At 64.3% G+C, this 16,158-nt stretch carries 12 protein-coding genes and 7 pseudogenes; 6 read left to right on the forward strand and 13 right to left on the reverse strand.

What is annotated here, in order from left to right; translation table 11 throughout:
• Positions 1–855 (forward strand): annotated as a pseudogene (locus tag OEY_RS28910) (MFS transporter); the annotation flags it as partial.
• Positions 856–1,039: 184 nt separating this feature from the next.
• Here the strand turns inward: OEY_RS28910 and OEY_RS31275 are convergent.
• A pseudogene (locus tag OEY_RS31275) lies at positions 1,040–1,855 on the reverse strand (transposase); the annotation flags it as partial.
• A gap of 132 nt (positions 1,856–1,987) precedes the next feature.
• Here OEY_RS31275 and OEY_RS31280 point away from each other — a divergent pair.
• Positions 1,988–2,548 (forward strand): helix-turn-helix domain-containing protein, encoded by a 561-nt coding sequence (locus tag OEY_RS31280; RefSeq protein ID WP_083847036.1) that lies wholly within the window; start codon positions 1,988–1,990, stop codon positions 2,546–2,548.
• 646 nt (positions 2,549–3,194) lie between these two features.
• Here OEY_RS31280 and OEY_RS0122955 read toward each other — a convergent pair.
• From OEY_RS0122955 to OEY_RS0122965, 3 genes are all read right to left on the reverse strand, one after another.
• Entirely contained in the window at positions 3,195–4,340 is a 1,146-nt protein-coding gene (locus tag OEY_RS0122955) for an acyl-CoA dehydrogenase family protein (protein WP_029540182.1), read from the reverse strand.
• Between the two features lie 134 nt (positions 4,341–4,474).
• Positions 4,475–5,410 (reverse strand): alpha/beta hydrolase, encoded by a 936-nt coding sequence (locus OEY_RS0122960; RefSeq protein WP_230831843.1) that lies wholly within the window; start codon positions 5,408–5,410, stop codon positions 4,475–4,477.
• On the reverse strand, positions 5,407–7,050 hold the full coding sequence (locus OEY_RS0122965) for a flavin-containing monooxygenase (protein WP_099528061.1): 1,644 nt from the start codon (positions 7,048–7,050) through the stop codon (positions 5,407–5,409). The genes OEY_RS0122960 and OEY_RS0122965 overlap by 4 nt, the downstream gene beginning before the upstream one ends.
• Positions 7,051–7,359: 309 nt before the next feature.
• On the opposite strand from OEY_RS0122965, the gene OEY_RS0122970 reads away from it, so the two are divergent.
• From OEY_RS0122970 to OEY_RS31425, 4 genes are all read left to right on the forward strand, one after another.
• Positions 7,360–8,988: a class I adenylate-forming enzyme family protein gene (locus OEY_RS0122970; protein WP_010596109.1), complete on the forward strand. Its 1,629-nt coding sequence runs from the start codon at positions 7,360–7,362 to the stop codon at positions 8,986–8,988.
• Positions 8,989–9,168: 180 nt separating this feature from the next.
• Positions 9,169–9,288, forward strand: coding sequence for a short-chain dehydrogenase (locus OEY_RS30625; protein ID WP_010596110.1), 120 nt, complete (start codon positions 9,169–9,171; stop codon positions 9,286–9,288).
• Positions 9,289–9,342: 54 nt separating this feature from the next.
• Positions 9,343–9,615, forward strand: coding sequence for a hypothetical protein (locus tag OEY_RS31530; RefSeq protein ID WP_372462649.1), 273 nt, complete (start codon positions 9,343–9,345; stop codon positions 9,613–9,615).
• A complete protein-coding gene (locus tag OEY_RS31425) occupies positions 9,561–9,689 on the forward strand; it encodes a hypothetical protein (RefSeq protein ID WP_010596112.1) in 129 nt (42 codons plus the stop codon). The genes OEY_RS31530 and OEY_RS31425 overlap by 55 nt, the downstream gene beginning before the upstream one ends.
• An 890-nt stretch (positions 9,690–10,579) precedes the next feature.
• On the opposite strand, the gene OEY_RS30030 is transcribed toward OEY_RS31425, so the two are convergent.
• From OEY_RS30030 to OEY_RS31290, 9 genes and pseudogenes are all read right to left on the reverse strand, one after another.
• Positions 10,580–11,446, reverse strand: coding sequence for an alpha/beta fold hydrolase (locus OEY_RS30030; RefSeq protein WP_157180011.1), 867 nt, complete (start codon positions 11,444–11,446; stop codon positions 10,580–10,582).
• 74 nt (positions 11,447–11,520) lie between these two features.
• Positions 11,521–12,048 (reverse strand): GNAT family N-acetyltransferase, encoded by a 528-nt coding sequence (locus OEY_RS28925; RefSeq protein ID WP_043805742.1) that lies wholly within the window; start codon positions 12,046–12,048, stop codon positions 11,521–11,523.
• A 3-nt stretch (positions 12,049–12,051) separates the two neighbouring features.
• Positions 12,052–13,137: an alpha/beta fold hydrolase gene (locus OEY_RS28930; protein WP_010596115.1), complete on the reverse strand. Its 1,086-nt coding sequence runs from the start codon at positions 13,135–13,137 to the stop codon at positions 12,052–12,054.
• Positions 13,109–13,426, reverse strand: coding sequence for a hypothetical protein (locus tag OEY_RS30630; RefSeq protein ID WP_157180012.1), 318 nt, complete (start codon positions 13,424–13,426; stop codon positions 13,109–13,111). Before OEY_RS30630 ends, OEY_RS28930 begins: the two co-directional genes overlap by 29 nt.
• 260 nt (positions 13,427–13,686) lie before the next feature.
• Positions 13,687–14,045, reverse strand: a pseudogene (locus tag OEY_RS28935) (IS3 family transposase); the annotation flags it as partial.
• Positions 13,999–14,663: pseudogene (locus tag OEY_RS28940) on the reverse strand (IS30 family transposase); the annotation flags it as partial. The pseudogenes OEY_RS28940 and OEY_RS28935, both read right to left, overlap by 47 nt.
• Positions 14,645–15,104 (reverse strand): annotated as a pseudogene (locus OEY_RS31285) (IS3 family transposase); the annotation flags it as partial. The pseudogenes OEY_RS31285 and OEY_RS28940, both read right to left, overlap by 19 nt.
• A 55-nt stretch (positions 15,105–15,159) precedes the next feature.
• Positions 15,160–15,489 (reverse strand): annotated as a pseudogene (locus OEY_RS28945) (ATP-binding protein); the annotation flags it as partial.
• A pseudogene (locus tag OEY_RS31290) lies at positions 15,486–16,158 on the reverse strand (Mu transposase domain-containing protein); the annotation flags it as partial. The pseudogenes OEY_RS31290 and OEY_RS28945, both read right to left, overlap by 4 nt.

Raw genomic sequence — 16,158 nt, forward strand, 5'->3', positions numbered from 1 at the left:
TTGTTCTGGATCGGCACGGTGCTGAGTGTGCTGCTCTTTGCCATCACATTCGCCTTCATGCCGGAATCGGTGGCATTCCTCCGCAAAAAGGGAACCCCGGAGGCGGTCCAGCGTGCTAGCGCACTTCTTGCGCGTATCGACTTGGAGGACGAAAACGACCAGTCTCCCGACACCGACTCGGACTCTGCCGCCGGGGACAAGGTCTACCTGCTCGGACGACAGCTCCGATCGCGAACGTTGCTTCTGTGGATGGGATACAGCTGCCTGACAGCCGCATACTACTTCGTCGGAGCGTGGACACCACAGCTGATCACCGATGCCAGTGGTGACAAAGGAAGTGGGGCACTGGTCGGCATGATGATCAGTGTGGGAACGCTCCTCGCCACCATCACTTTTGGATTGGTCGGCCTCCGCCGTCCCGCTGTCCAGATCGCCTGCGTCTTCCCCGTGATCGCAATGCTGGCGATCATCGCGTTTTCAATTTCCTTGCAGGGCGCGTTTGCGATGGTGATGGCTTGCCTGATGGGGTTGTGCATCTATGGGGGAATAGCGGCAGTCACTGCAACATCGACCGCCATGTACCCCGTGCTTGCCCGAGCCAAGGGCTACGGGACAATGTTGGGCGTTGGGCGGATCGGTGCTGTCCTGTCCCCGATCATCGCCGGCTACGCCCTGACCGTGATGTCACCGCAGGCCATGTACCTGTCGGTGACGGTACCGCTCGCGCTTTCGGCAATGGCCGCATTCGGACTGCTCAGACTCTCCCGATCAAAGGTTGCCTCGGTACGCGACGCCGAGAAAACGGATCTTCGGACGGTTGCGGGCCGGCAGGATGCCGTGGATGTCGTTGACTGACAAACAGTGACTGGCCCCAATCTTTCGTGCGGTCCGCGTCCCGGCTCGAGCGGTTTCGGATTGGTTTGCAACGGCGGGCCGGGTGTGCGGTGATGACCCACACCCGGCGCGGTCGGACGACGTCGGGGTCCACGGTTCCGGATGTGGAATCACTTTTTCGCCTCGAGCGTCCGGTTCTTGCTGGTCAGGCCGGCGCGGGCAGAGCGTCGAGTCGGGCTGACGCCGCGGTGAGCGCCTCGACCGACGGTGCCCGAGCGGCGCGGTTGACCACGGTGCGGCGGGCGTGGCGGGTGCTCCTCCTGCGATCGACCAAAGCCGCAGCCGCAGGCGTTTCGGTTCCAGCACCGGCCCGGATGGCCGGTCAGGCCGAGCATCGGGGTCCAGGCGACGAGCTCGCACGCGAGCTGCACGATCGCCAACCAGATCCGGTTCCGGTCGAAACTGCGCAGCGAAAGATTCTGCAAACCAATGACTTTCACGGCCCGGCTCCGGTCCTCATAACGGGACCGGCGTCGGTGCCGCAGCTCCAGGTTCGGCAATTGCCGGTTGCGGGTGTTGGTGACGAACGCCGTCAGCTGCAGCCCGTCACGGTCGGTGATCGCAACTGCGCCCCGGGATGTGGGCGCTCCTTCCGCACGGTCATCCGCATTCTTTCGGCCAGTCAGGCAGATCGAGCAGGTCGGTGATCTCGGCGACCTAGGCCCCGTGCCGGACCTGGCCGTCGGCGTCGTAGGCCGGGGTCCACGCCTGGTCCCGGATCAGACCGATCACTTCGGCGTTGGTGTCGGTCAGCCCGAACCCGACCTGGGGTACCTCCCGCTCGTGAGGACATACGACAGGCGTCGTTTCGCCAGGTAGTCGAGCAGAGCGTAGCTGCCACCGGTCCCGTCGATACGCACGCACCTTCTTCCCGACCCGATACGACGAGTTGGACGGCAGTGGGGACGAGGGCGTCGGCGACGACGACGTGCACCGTCGGCCGAGGCGCGCCGGGACGGCCGTCTCATCCGGCTCGGCGCCCGGCGCGGCAGGTCCGGCCTCACCCGAGCGCGGGCCGGAGTCGATCGTGGCAGGGTGGGGCACACCCCTTGCCCCGCACTGCACCAGTCGCCGACTCGCCCCGAGGCGGCTCATGGCGCGCAGCGGCATACACAACACCGCCGATCTGGCCCAGCGGCTGAGGGAATATGGCATCGAGCTGTCGCCATCGCAGATGTATCGCCTGGTGACCCAGACACCCGGGCAGAGTCTCCCCCGGGTTCTGGCGGCGTTGTGCGCCAGCTTCGCGTGTGAGCTCGAAGACCTGCTCACCTTCACCTATGCGGAGCAGACGCCCCGTCGCGTCGCGATTGGGACGTCGGTGATCGATCCGAACTCCGTGGGCGGGCCCGGATCATCCGAGATGACACGGGCTGACGTCGAGAGCGGCACGCCCGCCGGCGGGCGACCGGGTCGGCCGCGCCGCCCCGGAACACGCGACTGCGACCGATGCCCGCACTCCGCCAGGAAGATCGCGGCCCGCTGGCCCGACGGAGCGATCTGCTGCCTCTGCCACTCGTCGGCCACCCGCACCCACGGCACCTGTCCCGGGTCTTCGGCAGTCCGATGTTGCCCGGACGTGACGCAGCCGGCGCTGCCCTCTGCGTGGACTGCGCAGGGTGGACTGCGCAGGCATCGCCCTCGCCCCCACTGACACCGCTGCGGGCACGAGGAGGCGCTACAGCTCCATGCTCTGCTCCCGCTGCGCTCTGCGCGAGGACCTCCAGGCGATACTGCGTCCCACCGACGCCCGGGACACCCGCCACGGGCTTCTCGAGGCCCCGAGCTCCGCAGCTCGCCCGCAGAGCGTGCTCACCTGGATGCAGTGTCGACCGGCAGCGGTGCTTCTCCAGGGCTCGGGACCGGTGAAGTGGAGCTGAGCCACGACGGCTTCGGCCCGCTCCCGCCCCGACGGCCCGTCGAACACCTCCGGGCGCTGGCGGTGCACCACGGACTCCTAGCCGAACCAGATCCGCACGTTGTCCGATTCGAGCGTGGCTCAGGACCGCCCTCGGCTGTCGCGCCCGGGCATCTCGGGCACTTACCCTTGACCCAATTTTCCCAATGGCGTCACCTGCGCCGGATCCGCCGGGTTCCGAGCCCCAACACAGCCGCTGTTCGCTCAGCGAAACAGGAAATCGCCGTTGCAGCAGACTTTCTCGACCACCTGCACAATTGGGGGTGTCGACATCGGGAGCGTGAGATGGCGACACATCGACGCGCTTCACGACAGGATGCAATGCAGCGGGTGCCCGGCTCACCACGCACTTCGAGATCGCTGCGGCCGTCTTTCGGACGTCTCAGGTATGGAGTCCGTCGAGTTTGGTGAGAACTTGCAGCATTACCTCGTCGGCGCCGCCACCGATGGACGTCAGGGTCATGTCCCGGAGGAATCGAGCGGTCCAGGTCTCCTCCATGTAGCCGATGCCGCCGTGGTACTGCAGGCAGGTCGCTGCCACATCGCGGGAGAGCCGGCCGATCTCGAGCTTGGCCACCGTCGCATAGCGGGTCGTATCCTCGCCACGCATGTAGGCCTCGGCGCAGGCGTAGTTGTACTGCCGCAGCATATCGAGACGGGCATACAGCTCGGCGAGCCGGAACGCGAGGTGCTGGTTGTCGATGAGCGCCTTGCCGAACGCAGTCCGGTGCTTGAGGTAGTCGCGGGTCCGGTCGAGGGCTTGCTGCAGGCCGCCGACCCGGTCGTAGGCCGCGCTCATGCGTTCGTTCTGGAACTGGGTCATCTGCTGTTGGAAGCCACGCCCGATCTCACCGATGGTATTGGCTACGGGGACCCGCACATCCGTGAACGTCAGCTCGGCGGTGTCGGAAGACCGCATTCCCAACTTGTCGAGCTTGCGGGAGACCGCGAAGCCCGGAAGGTCGGTCGGTACCACTATTTGGGAGAAACCCTTCGCGCCGGGCTCGTCGGAGGTCCGCGCGAGCAAGCAGATCCAGTCCGCCTGGGTTCCGTTCGTGATGTACAGCTTCGACCCGTTGATGACCCAATCGTCGCCGTCACGCACTGCGCGGGTGCGAAGCCGTGCGACGTCCGATCCGGCGTCGGCTTCGGTCACGGCGATCGAACACACCGCCGTGCCGGCGATTGCGGGCGCGAGATACGTTTGTTTGAGTTCTTCGCTTCCGAAGCGGTGCAGCGACGGGGTGGCCATATCGGTCTGGACTCCGATCGCCATGGCGACTCCGCCGGCGTCGATCCGGCCGAGTTCTTCACGCAGGACGACCGTGTACAGGTGATCGGCGTCCTGTCCACCGTAGGCGCTGTCGTATTCGAGACCGAGCAGGCCGAGGGCGCCGAGTTTGGAGAACAGCTCGTGTGCCGGGAAACCGCCGGCTGCTTCCCACTCGTCGACGTACGGCTGGATTTCCTTGTCCACGAACTGGCGGACCATCTTGCGGAACGCGATGTGTTCCTCGGTGAACATCACCATGTGGGTGATTCCTCTCTGTCTGCGTCGATCACTGATCGATTACCAGCAGGTGCCCGGCGTGGCGGAAGGCGGCAGCCGAGCAGGGGCCGGTCGAGCCTGCCGGCCGTTCGTCCGGCCCCTGCTGCGGTCGTCTAACTCGTCAGGCCGAGCCGATCTCGGAGCCACCGACCCGCGTGGGCGATCGTGGTGTCGGCTTCGGCGGATTTGCCGGCCATGAAGAGGTAGACGTGCTGTTGGCCGGATTGAATCTCCAGCGTCACGTCGACACCCGCGTCGCGTGCCTTGTCATGAAACCGTTCGGCGTTGTCCTGCAGCGTTTCCGCGTCACCCGCGCTGACGAAGACGGGCGGCAACCCGGCCAGATCGGCGTACAACGGGTTGGCGAGCGGTTCGGTCCGCGGGGTTTCACCAAGGTAGAGCGAGACCATCAGCTCACTGACGTCACGGGAGACCAGGGCCTCACTGTCGGCGTTACTCTCCATCGTCTTGCCCAGGTTTTCCATATCCAGCCATGGGGAGAAGCCGATTATGGCGGCCGGCAGCGGTTCGCCGAGCTCGCGCAGCTTCAGGACGGTAGTGATGGCAAGGTTTCCCCCCGCCGAGTCGCCCGCGGTAGCGGTGTTCTCCGGCCGGTAGCCCTGCGCACGCAACCACTTGTGCACGGCGATGAGGTCGTCGATTTGGGCGGGAAAAGGGAACTCCGGCGCCAGTCGATAGTCCGGAATGATCGCTTGGACTCCGGCGGCCTTGGCGACGTGCGCGGCAAGCTTGCGGTGGCTGGCTGCGGACCCGGTCACGCAGCCTCCACCGTGGGCGTACACCAGGATGTGGTCCTTGCTTGCGCCAGCTGGCCTGGCGAGGATGGCGGACACGCCTCCGGCGTCGATGCTTTCGTACGTGACATCGGTTGGCTCGGCCGAGAGGGACTCCAGGCTGTCGAGCATATTGCGGAGCGTCGCGATGTCCATCTCCGGATTGGCTGCCATGCGAGCGGACATCGCGGTGTAGCTGTCCTTCAACGCATTAGGAAGAGCGGTACCCATGCTGTTCTCCTGTTGCTCGGTCACGATGTCTTGGTCAGAGTGAAGCCTTCGAAGCCCTCGTCGATGCAGGCTTGGCATTCCTGTCGATAGGCTCCGGCGCCGGCGAAGTAGAACAACACCGCGTGCGGCTTTCCGGGAATGTTGTCTCCGAGCCACCAGATGCGCTCGGCCCTGACCAGAACTGTCGCGTTGACGATGTCGTCGAGGTGTTTGCGCCATTGTTCGACCGCGTCGGGTTCGGCCTCCATCCGTTCGATCCCATTGTCGTGCATGTGCTGCAGGGCAGTCCCGATCCACTCGACGATCCCCTCGGCCACAACGGGGATATTGGCGAAAGGTGTCTGTGGTCCGCATACCATGAACATGTTGGGAAAACCGTCCACACCGATCCCGAGGTGCGTGCGCGGTCCGTGCTCCCACTTGGAGCGCAGCTCCACGCCGTCGCGGCCCCGGATGTCGATCTGATTCAAGGTCCCGGTCACCGCGTCGAATCCGGTGGCGAAGATGATGATGTCAGCCTCGTACTCGTCGTCACCGACCCGGATCCCCTTGGGCGTGATCCGACTGATCGGGGTCGTGCTCACGTCCACGAGTCGGACATTGTCGCGATTGTAAGTCTCGTAGTAGTAGTGCCCGAGCGGGGGCCGCTTGCTGCCGATCGGATGGTCTTTCGGGCAGAGCAGTTCGGCGGTGGCTGGATCCTCGACGACCGTACGGATCTTGTTCCGGACAAAGTCCGAGACGATCTTGTTCGTTTCGTCGTTGACGAGGATGTCGTCGAAAGTCTCGAAGAGGAATCCGAACCCCCCGATCTCCCAAGCGCGTTCCAGAATCCGCTGCTGCTCTTCCGGGGTAACGTCGGACCCGGTACGCCCGGCGAGGTCCATGGGGAAGCCGTAGAAGTGCTGGCGCGCCTGCTCCCAGATGGCGTCGTAGTTGGCCTTGATCGCGCGGTCCTCGAAGTCGGTGAGGATGTCGTTGCGTGCGGGTAGGGCCCAGCTCGGGGTGCGCTGGAAGACGGTGAGCTGTGCAGCCTCACGGGCGACCAGGGGAATGATCTGCACCGCCGTGGCCCCGGTACCGACGACGGCGACCCGCTTGCCGGCGAAGTCGACGCCCTCCTTCGGCCACCGTCCGGTCAGGAACCACTGGCCCTCGAAATCGGCGAGCCCGTCGAAATCGGGCAGGTAGGGCTGCGACAGCGGCCCCGTGGCCGTGATGAAGTATCGGCAGGTGTAACTCTGCCCCCGGTCGGTGGTGACGGTCCAGGTGGTGCTGGCGTCGTCGAAGACGGCCGACTCGACCCTCGTGTCGAATTCGATGTCGCGCCGCATGTCGAACCGGTCGGCCACGTGTTCGAAATACGACAAGGTTTCGGGCTGGGTCGGATACCGCTCGTGCCACCGCCAGTCCTGCTGCAACTCCTCGGAGAAAGAGTAAGCGTAAACCCAGCTTTGACTGTCGGTGCGGGCTCCGGGGTAGCGGTTCCAGTACCACGTTCCGCCAACGTCGGAGCCGGCTTCGATCACCCGCGCCGACATACCCAGCCCGCGCAGTTCCTGCAGCATCCGCAGTCCGCTGAACCCCGCACCGACGACCACCGCGTCGAAATCCGTAGACCTCACGGGCGGCGCGTCTCGGTGCGTTTCGGTCTGCATAGACATTCTTGGTCTCCGTTTCCAGCCCGGGCTCTCGCCACGGGCATGCATGAGGGTGGATTGCCCCCGGATCACATCGACCCCGCTCATCTTTCGACCCCGCTTATCTCATCTTTCCTGGGGTGGCCGCTCGCGGAGGGGCATGCTGTTGACGGTGCCCTCTGAGCACTGTGCGCGTCAACGACGAGGCAATTTTCAAGTGATAGGAAACACAGATAGGGCGCTACCCGGACTGGGGCTAGCCGCGACAGCTCCCGCGTTCGAGAATCGGGTCGGGCCGGCTCCGAGGCCCTCTGACGAATTGGAGTAAAGACGATGTCCCTACGTCCGGAACTCGGTGGTGTCGCGCCCCTGACCGTCAATCTCGTGCAACGGGTCTGCCTCGGTGACCTGCCTACCCGCGCGGCTCAACAATTTCCGCACCGGCCCGCGGTTGTCGACGGGGACGTGGTACTGACATACAGCGAACTGGAGGCACGGTCGAACGCCGCTGCCGCCGGACTACTCGACCTCGGTCTGCAGAGGGGCGATGTGGTGGCGATGCTGATGCCCAACTCCTGGGAGTTCCTGGTGACGTTCTTCGGCTGCGCAAAGATCGGTGTGGTGTGCATGCCGGTCAACCTCGGCGTCGATGCCGAGGGCGTAGCGTTCCAATTCGACGACGCCCGCCCGAAGGTGGTTGTCGTCGAAGAGTCGTTCGCGGTGCTGCTCGAAACAGCCATTGCCGCGACCACGGCGTCGTCGGTACAGCGCATCGTGGTGTCACGTACGGGCGCCCCTCCCGCCGAGCTCGCCGGCACCCCGGTTATGCCGTTCGCAGAGCTCGTCAGGGCAACGGTCCCCGCCGTCGAGGTCATAGTCGAGGACCGCGACATCGCTCAGTGCTTGTACACGTCGGGAACCACCTCCCGACCCAAAGCCGTCCTGACCAGCCATGTCGCAGTGATGATGGCTGCGCTGAGCACATGCGTGCAGTTCCGGCACGAGCGGGGAGATAATCACTCGGTTTTTCCCATCGTGCTGCCTCTGTTTCACGTAACTGCCCTGAACAGCCTGACGTTGCCGGTGCTGCTTACAGGCGGGACCGTGGTGCTCCACCGTAGCTTCGACCCGAATGCACTCCTGCGTGATCTCGCCGACAGACAAGTCACTCATTTGATGCTGCTGCCGATCATGTGGGGTCAGCTGGTGGACGCGGCGGGCAAGGGGGCACCCGGCAGCGAGAACGTACGCATGGCGATCTACGCCATGGCTCCGATGAGCCAGCAGCGCCTGGACGACGTGCGCGAGGTATTCCCGAACGCCGATGTCGTGCTCGGATCCGGCCAGACCGAGTTCACCCCACCGTCGGTGCTGCAGTGGCCGTCCCACCAGTGGGACAAGAACGCCTCATGGGGCACCGCCGTCATCACCACCGACGTACGCATCATGGGGCCGAACGGCGAGCTGCTGCCGCGTGGGCAGGAAGGCGAGATCGTCTACCGCGGCCCGCAGGCGATGCAGGGCTACGGCAACAATGAAGCGGCCAATACGGCCGCCTTCACGCGCGGATGGTTTCACAGCGGCGACGTCGGCTACATCGACGACGAGGGTGTGTTGTGGTTCACCGACCGGATCAAAGACATCGTCAAATCCGGGGGAGAGAATGTGTCGTCCGTCGAGGTTGAGCGTGCCCTACTCGGACATCCGGACGTAGCAGACTGCGCGGTCATCGGGATGCCGGATGAGCGGTGGGGCGAGAGCGTAACAGCCGTAGTGGTCCCGGTCCCCGGCCGAACGATCTCCGACGATGCGATTCGCTACTTCGCGAAAGAGCACCTGGCCGGATACAAGGTACCCAAACGCGTGATCGTGGTGAATAACCTGCCCAAGACGAGCACCGGCAAGATCCAGAAGCACCGAGTGCGCGCACAGCTCGAGTCACGCAGCAACCCTCAGCCGTGAAGCAGATCCAAATGACTTCATCGACGTAATCGGCGATCGCCGGGAAAGTGCGGCACGTCCCGCTCGAACGCGGTTCAGCCGGCGAACGAGCGGGTCGGGTCGCTGCTGGCGACTTCACTCTGTTTGCTGGGAACCAGGCTTCATCGCGTTCGCTGGCCGGCTACATCGGACCGCAGCGGATTGACCGTTGTCGACATCGATCTGCTCGGTGCGATGCGCACCTTGAAGGCGATGACTCCGCACATGATCGAGCGCGGCGCCGGTTCCATGATCGTTATCGCGTCGGTGGACGGCCAGTAGGCGGGGACGAACTACGCGCACTACATCAGCGCCAAGCACGGCGTTCTCGGCCCGATGAAGGCTGTGGCGCTCGAACTCGGACCGCATGGCATCCGCTGCAACGCGGTGCTGCCCGGTTTCGTCAGAACGGCGATCCTGGACTGGCAGGGCGGCTGGGACCTGATGGCTGGCGGTCCCGGACTGGGCACCAGGGACAGCATGGAGTCCGGCGGCAAGGCGTATGCCCAACTGAATGACGTCGGGATGCTCCCCCAGAGGCGACCAGCGAGGGTGTGCTCTGGCTGGCCTCCGACGAGTCGCGCCGTGTCCCGGGCCACGAGCTGGTGATCGACGGCGGGCACATGCTTCTGCCAGAGCTGAATATGGCCAACATCGCCGCGGCGGCCGCCGAGCAATCCTGACGCCTGGCAGGAACGATTGTCCTGGTGCGTGCTCGTCGCTACTGACGAGCACGCACCGACCAACGGTGGTTGGCCCACTGACTCCACAATTCTTCGAGGTGGGCCGGTAGCTGTTCTCGCCCGCTGTCGAAACCGGGGCGGAGCAGTCCGGCTCGGCTCAACCGGCATCCGGTGATCACGCTGGTCGGATCCAATAGTGCCGACCGTCTTCTGCCATTCCGACATCTTCGTGTCCGGCCGGGCGAACCTCACACGAGCTCCCCCTCACGGCCGCGGAATCTCCACGATTCCCTCGGCATCGGTAGTTCCACCGCTGGGTCGAGTCGGTCAGTGGTGCGGAGATGCACGCCCGGGCGTCGGGCCTCGCGGACTACGTCGCCGCAACGGAACGCGACGCGCTGCGCCTCGGCCGGCAGATCACCTCGGACCTGCAATGGAACCACGGCCGATCCGGGTCCGTCCCAGCCCGCCGATCCACCCGTACACGGCAGGCAGTGCTCGGTTCCGGACAGGATGCGGCCGCGGGCGACGTGGAGTTTTCGTCCATCTGGCCATCCTGGTCCCTACGTGGATCGACGAGTCGACTCGACAGCATCCCGTCGGTCCGGCCGATCTCAATGTCGCGAGGACCAGTTGGGTCGTGGTGAACTCCTTTGGGGCATGCCCGAGCCTTTGCTGGGTGGGATGCATGAGAATGCCCTGGAACGTGATCGCGAGCTTCTCGTCGGTGACCTACATCCAATCGGTCACGCCAGCATATCGCTGGGCAACGATGTCGACGGAGAACCAGAGCTCGGGGAGTACTTCCGGGTGTGCAAGTCCGCCCGCTACCGATTTCGATGCGAGGAGCGTACGAGGAGACAAGGCCTGCAACGTCACTACGCGCGACCTCAAGATCGCAGGAGCCATCGACGTGCGAGGGTGCTCAATTGGGCCCAGGGAGCTGCCCCGATCCCGCGCTGACGGGCGGCTGCGATCGACGTGTCCTTGTCGATGATGGCCGCGCGATTCCACGTGGCCGAGTCATCCAGTGCCGGCGATAAGAAGAATTCGCGGAGGGGCTCGTGGGCCTGTCCGTGCTCGTCAAGCAGCAGCAGATGGCCTTCGCCTGGGACTACCAGAAGCCGTGCTCCCTCGATGCGCTGGGCGAGCAGGTAACTGTTGGCCGGCGGCACAAGTGGATCGTCATCACCGGTAACGACCAAGGTGGGGACTTCAATCTCACCCAGCCAGGGCAGACTCGACCACGTGGTCAATGTGCCGATCTGGCAGTAGTAGGCGAGCAACTTCGGCCGCTGAGAGAGCCGATGAGAACTCTGTTGCGCGCGAAACGCAGCACTGGTGCGCGCCTGGCCGCCCGCGAGGTCACCAATTGTGCTCTCGTAGAAGCTACGCGAAAGATAACGAAGAGGATTGTAGGCGAGAGCGACGCTTTTCGGTTCTCCTAGAACACTCCCCCAGCCGGGTAGTGTTGCGGTCAGAACGAGGCGACGGACTCGGTCGGGATAGCGATAGGCAAGCTGCTGTGCGACTGCTCCCCCAAACGAATAGCCCAAGACGTCGACTTGTGGCAGCGCTAGCTGATCGAGGAGTTGCACCAGAACATCCGCGAGTCTCTTGATCGAGGGAGGCGGATACTTCGACGGTGAACCGCCGACACCCGGCGAATCATACGAAATTAGCCGCGTGCCAGTTAAGTTCCGCTCGACGGCCCCCCACATTGAAGTGTGCGCACCTAGTCCGTTGATCAGAAGCACTGGAGGTCCATCACCGGTCTGCCGGACGTTGAGTCGCAAACCGGCAACATGATGGATTCGACTTTTGCCGGGCCTCAAGCTAGTTCACCTTCACCGATAGTTGTGAGCGCGCCCCAGGACTGGTCGACGAGCTGGGCAAGCACGACGATGTCAAACAGCTTGCCATCGTCTGCGCGCACTTGATCTCGTAGTAGCGCCTCAGGAGTGAACCCGAGGCCGCGGAACAAATCGATGGTGCCTTGCTGTGCCGCCCCGACCTCCACAGTAACCTTACTGTATCCAGCACGGACCGCGGTGATAAGAGCTTTCTGCGCGAGCTCGCGCCCTATCCCGCGCCTGCGCCTATCTGCGCCCACGAGGATCCTGAGCTCGGCTACATGGTCGCTCTGCCCGATCCCCGGGGCGATGGACGCGACCGCGTCGATACGGTCATCGTCCCCCACATAAGCAAGCCGAACAATTCGGCCAGCGCTCAGCCAAGTATGGACAACGTCTTGATTCGCCAAGTCTTCTTTGAGAAAGCGTGCGTCTTGCTCCGGTATCGATGCGAAGAAGGCCCGCAGTGCGAGGGCATCTTCCGGCTCGATGTGACGGACTGGCATCTCTTAACTCTCCCTTGCCTCGCTGTGCTCGATGAGCCACGCAAGAATCCTTGGCAGCACTACCTTCCGCGCCCCGCGCCCAATCACTAGACCGATATGGCCGGCATCAAGTTTCAGCATCTCGAAATCCGACGAACCCAGGAGTGCGCCCATCGGTTGTGCTGCAGCGAGAGGAACGATCTCGTCGCGTGTCGCAACGATGCTCAGTACCGGGCATCTGATCGATTCGAGGGTTGCGGGTCGACCTGCTACGCGCAATGTCCCGTTCACGAACGAATTTTGACGTAGCCAGCTTTCCACAACCTGCCGCGCTACGCCTCCGGGCAGCGGTATATGATCACTCGTCCACCTCGCGATCGCTTGGTGCCCTCCGACGTAAGTGTCGTCGAACAGGTTCTCCAGCAAGTTGGCATACTGCGCGGCAGCCGCCGTTGGTTTGCGAACCCGGAAAGCAGCTTCAATCAGATTCGGTGAAATGCATCCGGTTTCACCGTCGATGAACGCCTCCAGATCTTGATTCGGGTCGCGCAGAGCACCGAATTGCGCCGGCAGCTGACTGAAGTCGACGGCCGTCGCCATCGTGATGAGATTGCGGATGGGAAGCTTCGGTTGCGACGCCGCAGCCAACAGTGCGAGGTTGCCGCCCATGCAGTACCCGAGAACAGTCAGATCCGAAGCCCCTGAGGCTCGCAGAACAGCGCGGACCGCACGGGGGAGATACCGGCAGACGTACGTCTCCAGGGTATTGTCTGCGTCGCCCGGACCCGGGGTACCCCAATCCAGGACGAACACATCGAATCCTTCGTCGCGCAGATTCCGAACAAGACTGACCCTCTCGTGCAGATCGAAGATTGAACTGCGAGAGACTAGGCCGATGAAGAGCAGCAGGGGCGGTGATTTGGACACCTTTTCGCTATGGTACCGCCACAGCTTGACATCACCCTGCTGCCAGACAACATCTTTCGGTGTCGAGTGCGGCGTGGTCCAATCGTCCCCCATCAGGTACTTTATTCCGTTACGGGCACGAACGGCGTTTCGCTCGATTTCCCGCTGTATGCGATCAATCGTTCCGATGCTTGGTTGGTTCACCGAAACCGTCCATGCTGAGATCCTGAAGCAATTGTTCGACTTCCTCGACGTTGCGTTGCAGTCGCGATACTTGGGCCGAAAGTACACGGATATCCTGGATCGACGGTAGAGCGGCGATATGAACCAATGCAGACCGCACGCCCGCGACACGCTGCCTACCCCACATCGATGCGCGACTCGCTGCCACGAGTAGTTGGGCGGCTTCCGGGGCGCCGAGTGCTCGTTCCAAGGGTCGCGCGATCGCCTGCTCGATGGAGTCGAAAGCGCGGCGAGCGGGATGCTCACTCATCGACGCGGCCTTCCCGTCGGGTAGGGCGATTTCGACCGGTCACCGTGACCTCGCCAGGCGGAGTTGTGCATCGAGGTCTTCCCATTCGTTGTGAAATCAGCTACGACAACAACGATACGACGCTAATTCGGTAATCGGTACGGCCCACAACCCCTCCCCGTGAGATGATTTTCGTATCACGGTAGTGACCGCCCCGTCGACCAGGGTCGGGTAGCTGGAGGGTGAATCTGGACCGCCCCTGGATCGAGTGGAGACCTCGTTCAGGCCACCTCGTGGATCGAGGCGACGGTGGGTCGCCGTTCACGGTAGCGCGTCTCGTACTCGACCGGCGAGAGATGCTCGATCGACGATTGCAGTCGGTCCGCGTTGAACCAGCGGACCCACTCGGCGGTCTCACGTTCGACCTCGGCTCGGCCGGACCATGACTGCGTGCGGTCGATCAGCTCGGTCTTGTAGAGGCCGATGATCGATTCCATGAGGGCATTGTCGAGTCCCCGACGCTGCCGATGGAACCGGCGATCCCGGACTCGACCAGAGCCTCGGTGAAGGCAAGAGACGTGTATCGGGCGGATTCAACCGGTCGATGCAACACCGCGTTGTTCGAGCAACTGTAGCTGCTCGGTGAACACTTCGGCCGGGGTCTTCCAGTCAAGCACTTTTCGTGGTCGGTTATCGCCAGCCAGCGCGACTGCTTCGAGGTCCTCGACGGTCCAGCGTGACAGGTCGGTTCCCTTCGGAAGGCCCTGTCGCATAATACCTTTCGTGTTCTCATTCGTCGGCCGCTGCCACGGCGAATGCGGGACGGCGAAGAACACCTTCGTGCCGGTGTCGAGCGTGAACAGGGCGTGCCCGGAGAGCTCCTTGCCCCGATCCCACGTCAACGTCTTGCGTAGCTGTTGCGGCAGATCGGTCATCGATGAGGTCAGGGCCGAGTTCATCGCCACGGCACCGTAGCCGCCAGCGAGGGACCGTTCTTGACCTGTCGATTCTCGCCATATCCGTCGAGCCGAGGCAGGTGCACCAGCACGGTGCAGCGGCTCTTGCGTTCGACGATGGTGCCGATCGCGGACCGGTGGGTGCCGATTATCAGGTCGCCTTCCCAATGCCCTGGTACAGCGCGGTCTTCGGCTTCGGCGGGGCGTCCGCTGATCACCACTTCCTCGGTGACATGTCCTTGTGGTTTGCTCCGCGATCGGGCTCGGGGCACCCGCAGCGCCCGGCGGCGGAGACACGTCTGCGGTCCTTCGCCTTGTAGGTGGACGAGGCGATGCTGATGCCGTACTCGGTGAGTACGGCACAGATCGGGTCGACGCCGACGCGGGAACGGTGGGCGTCGATGTAGTCGACGATCACCGTAGCCGGCGTTCAACCTCCGCCGCCGCGAGAAACGCGCTCGTGGTCTTCGAAAGCTCATTGTCCCTGCGCAGCTCGGCGTTCTCATTGCGCAGTCGACGCACCTCGTCGACGTCGGCATCGCTGGCGGTCGTCGAGACGGTCGGCGAGTCCTTTCGCTCTACGGCTTCGATCCAGTTCCGCAGTGTCGCCGACGCGATGTCGAGCAGTTCCCGGACATGGCGCGGGCGGCGATCTTCGCGCCTCCGTACTCACGGATCCGGCCCCGATACATCCGGACCGTCCGTTCCTGGGTCTCGGCGTCGCACTTCCTCGGTGCAGGCATGACCCACATTCTCCTTGTCAGATCAGAAGCCTCCGCCTCACCCAGGTCGGTTCAAGGTGCCCAACTCCGCGATCAGCGCCCGGTCGAGGCCGGGCGCGGCGTCGTACTCGAAGTCCTCGAGCGAGGCCGGGGTGGGCAGTCACGCGAACCGCAACCTGCCGGCCAGGCGCCTGGCTTCGGTGGCGTCGACCTCGATCGAGAGCAGCTGTTCGAGAGTGGCGGTCATCGACAGGCCCTGTTTCTGCGCCCGGTCGAGGACCGACGGCAGGGCTTCGGCGGCGTCGTGCAGCTCGAGCGTCACCAGGTGTCCGCGCGGGCGCTGGCAGAGGCTCGTGGCCTGCGGGGTGGTGGCGATGGTGGTGTCGGAGGCGGGCGTGGTGGTCATGCGAAGGTGTTCCTTCCACGGGCAGCGCGCTCGTAGGCGGCCAGGTCGGCGACCGTCGACCGCGGGGCGGTCGACGGTGAGTGATGGTCGGTGCTGTTGTTGCGCAATGCTTCCGCCGCAGCGAGAGCGTCGGGGCCGGGCGGGATGCGTTCCTTGCGGCGGTGCGGCCGGCCACCGGCCATCGCGGCCTGTTCGAGGGCGTCGGCGTGGCCGTGATCGCGGACCACGACCCCGGCCCCGTCCGGAGCGAGGCGGTTCCGGGCGACGGTGATCGGCGAGGCGGTGACGATGTCGATGACCTCGCCGCCGAGGACCCGGGGTGACGGGGACCTGCGCGGCGGCCAACTCCGGCGGCACCGAGTAGCGATTGCCGCGGTAGGGCACCAACGCCTGCCGGGAGACGGTCCGCGGCTCGCGCAGCACCACCGGATACGGGCTCGCCGGCACCGGCGTCAACGGTTCGCGGGCGGCGACGGTCAGCACCGAGGCCTTGCCGTCGGCGGTGGCCCGCATCCGGGAATCGGCCCGCAGACTGCAGAACCTATCCACGCTCACCTGGGCCTGCTCGACCGCGGCGTCGTCAGGCAGAGTTCGCCACCACCGTTGTACGGCAGTGTGATTAGCCTTCCCGACCACGCCTTTGCGGTTCCCGGACCGCGGTGGGCAGAT

Origin of the sequence: Rhodococcus sp. P14, from assembly GCF_000256505.1 — a bacterium.
GTDB classification, from domain to species: Bacteria; Actinomycetota; Actinomycetes; order Mycobacteriales; family Mycobacteriaceae; genus Rhodococcus; species Rhodococcus ruber.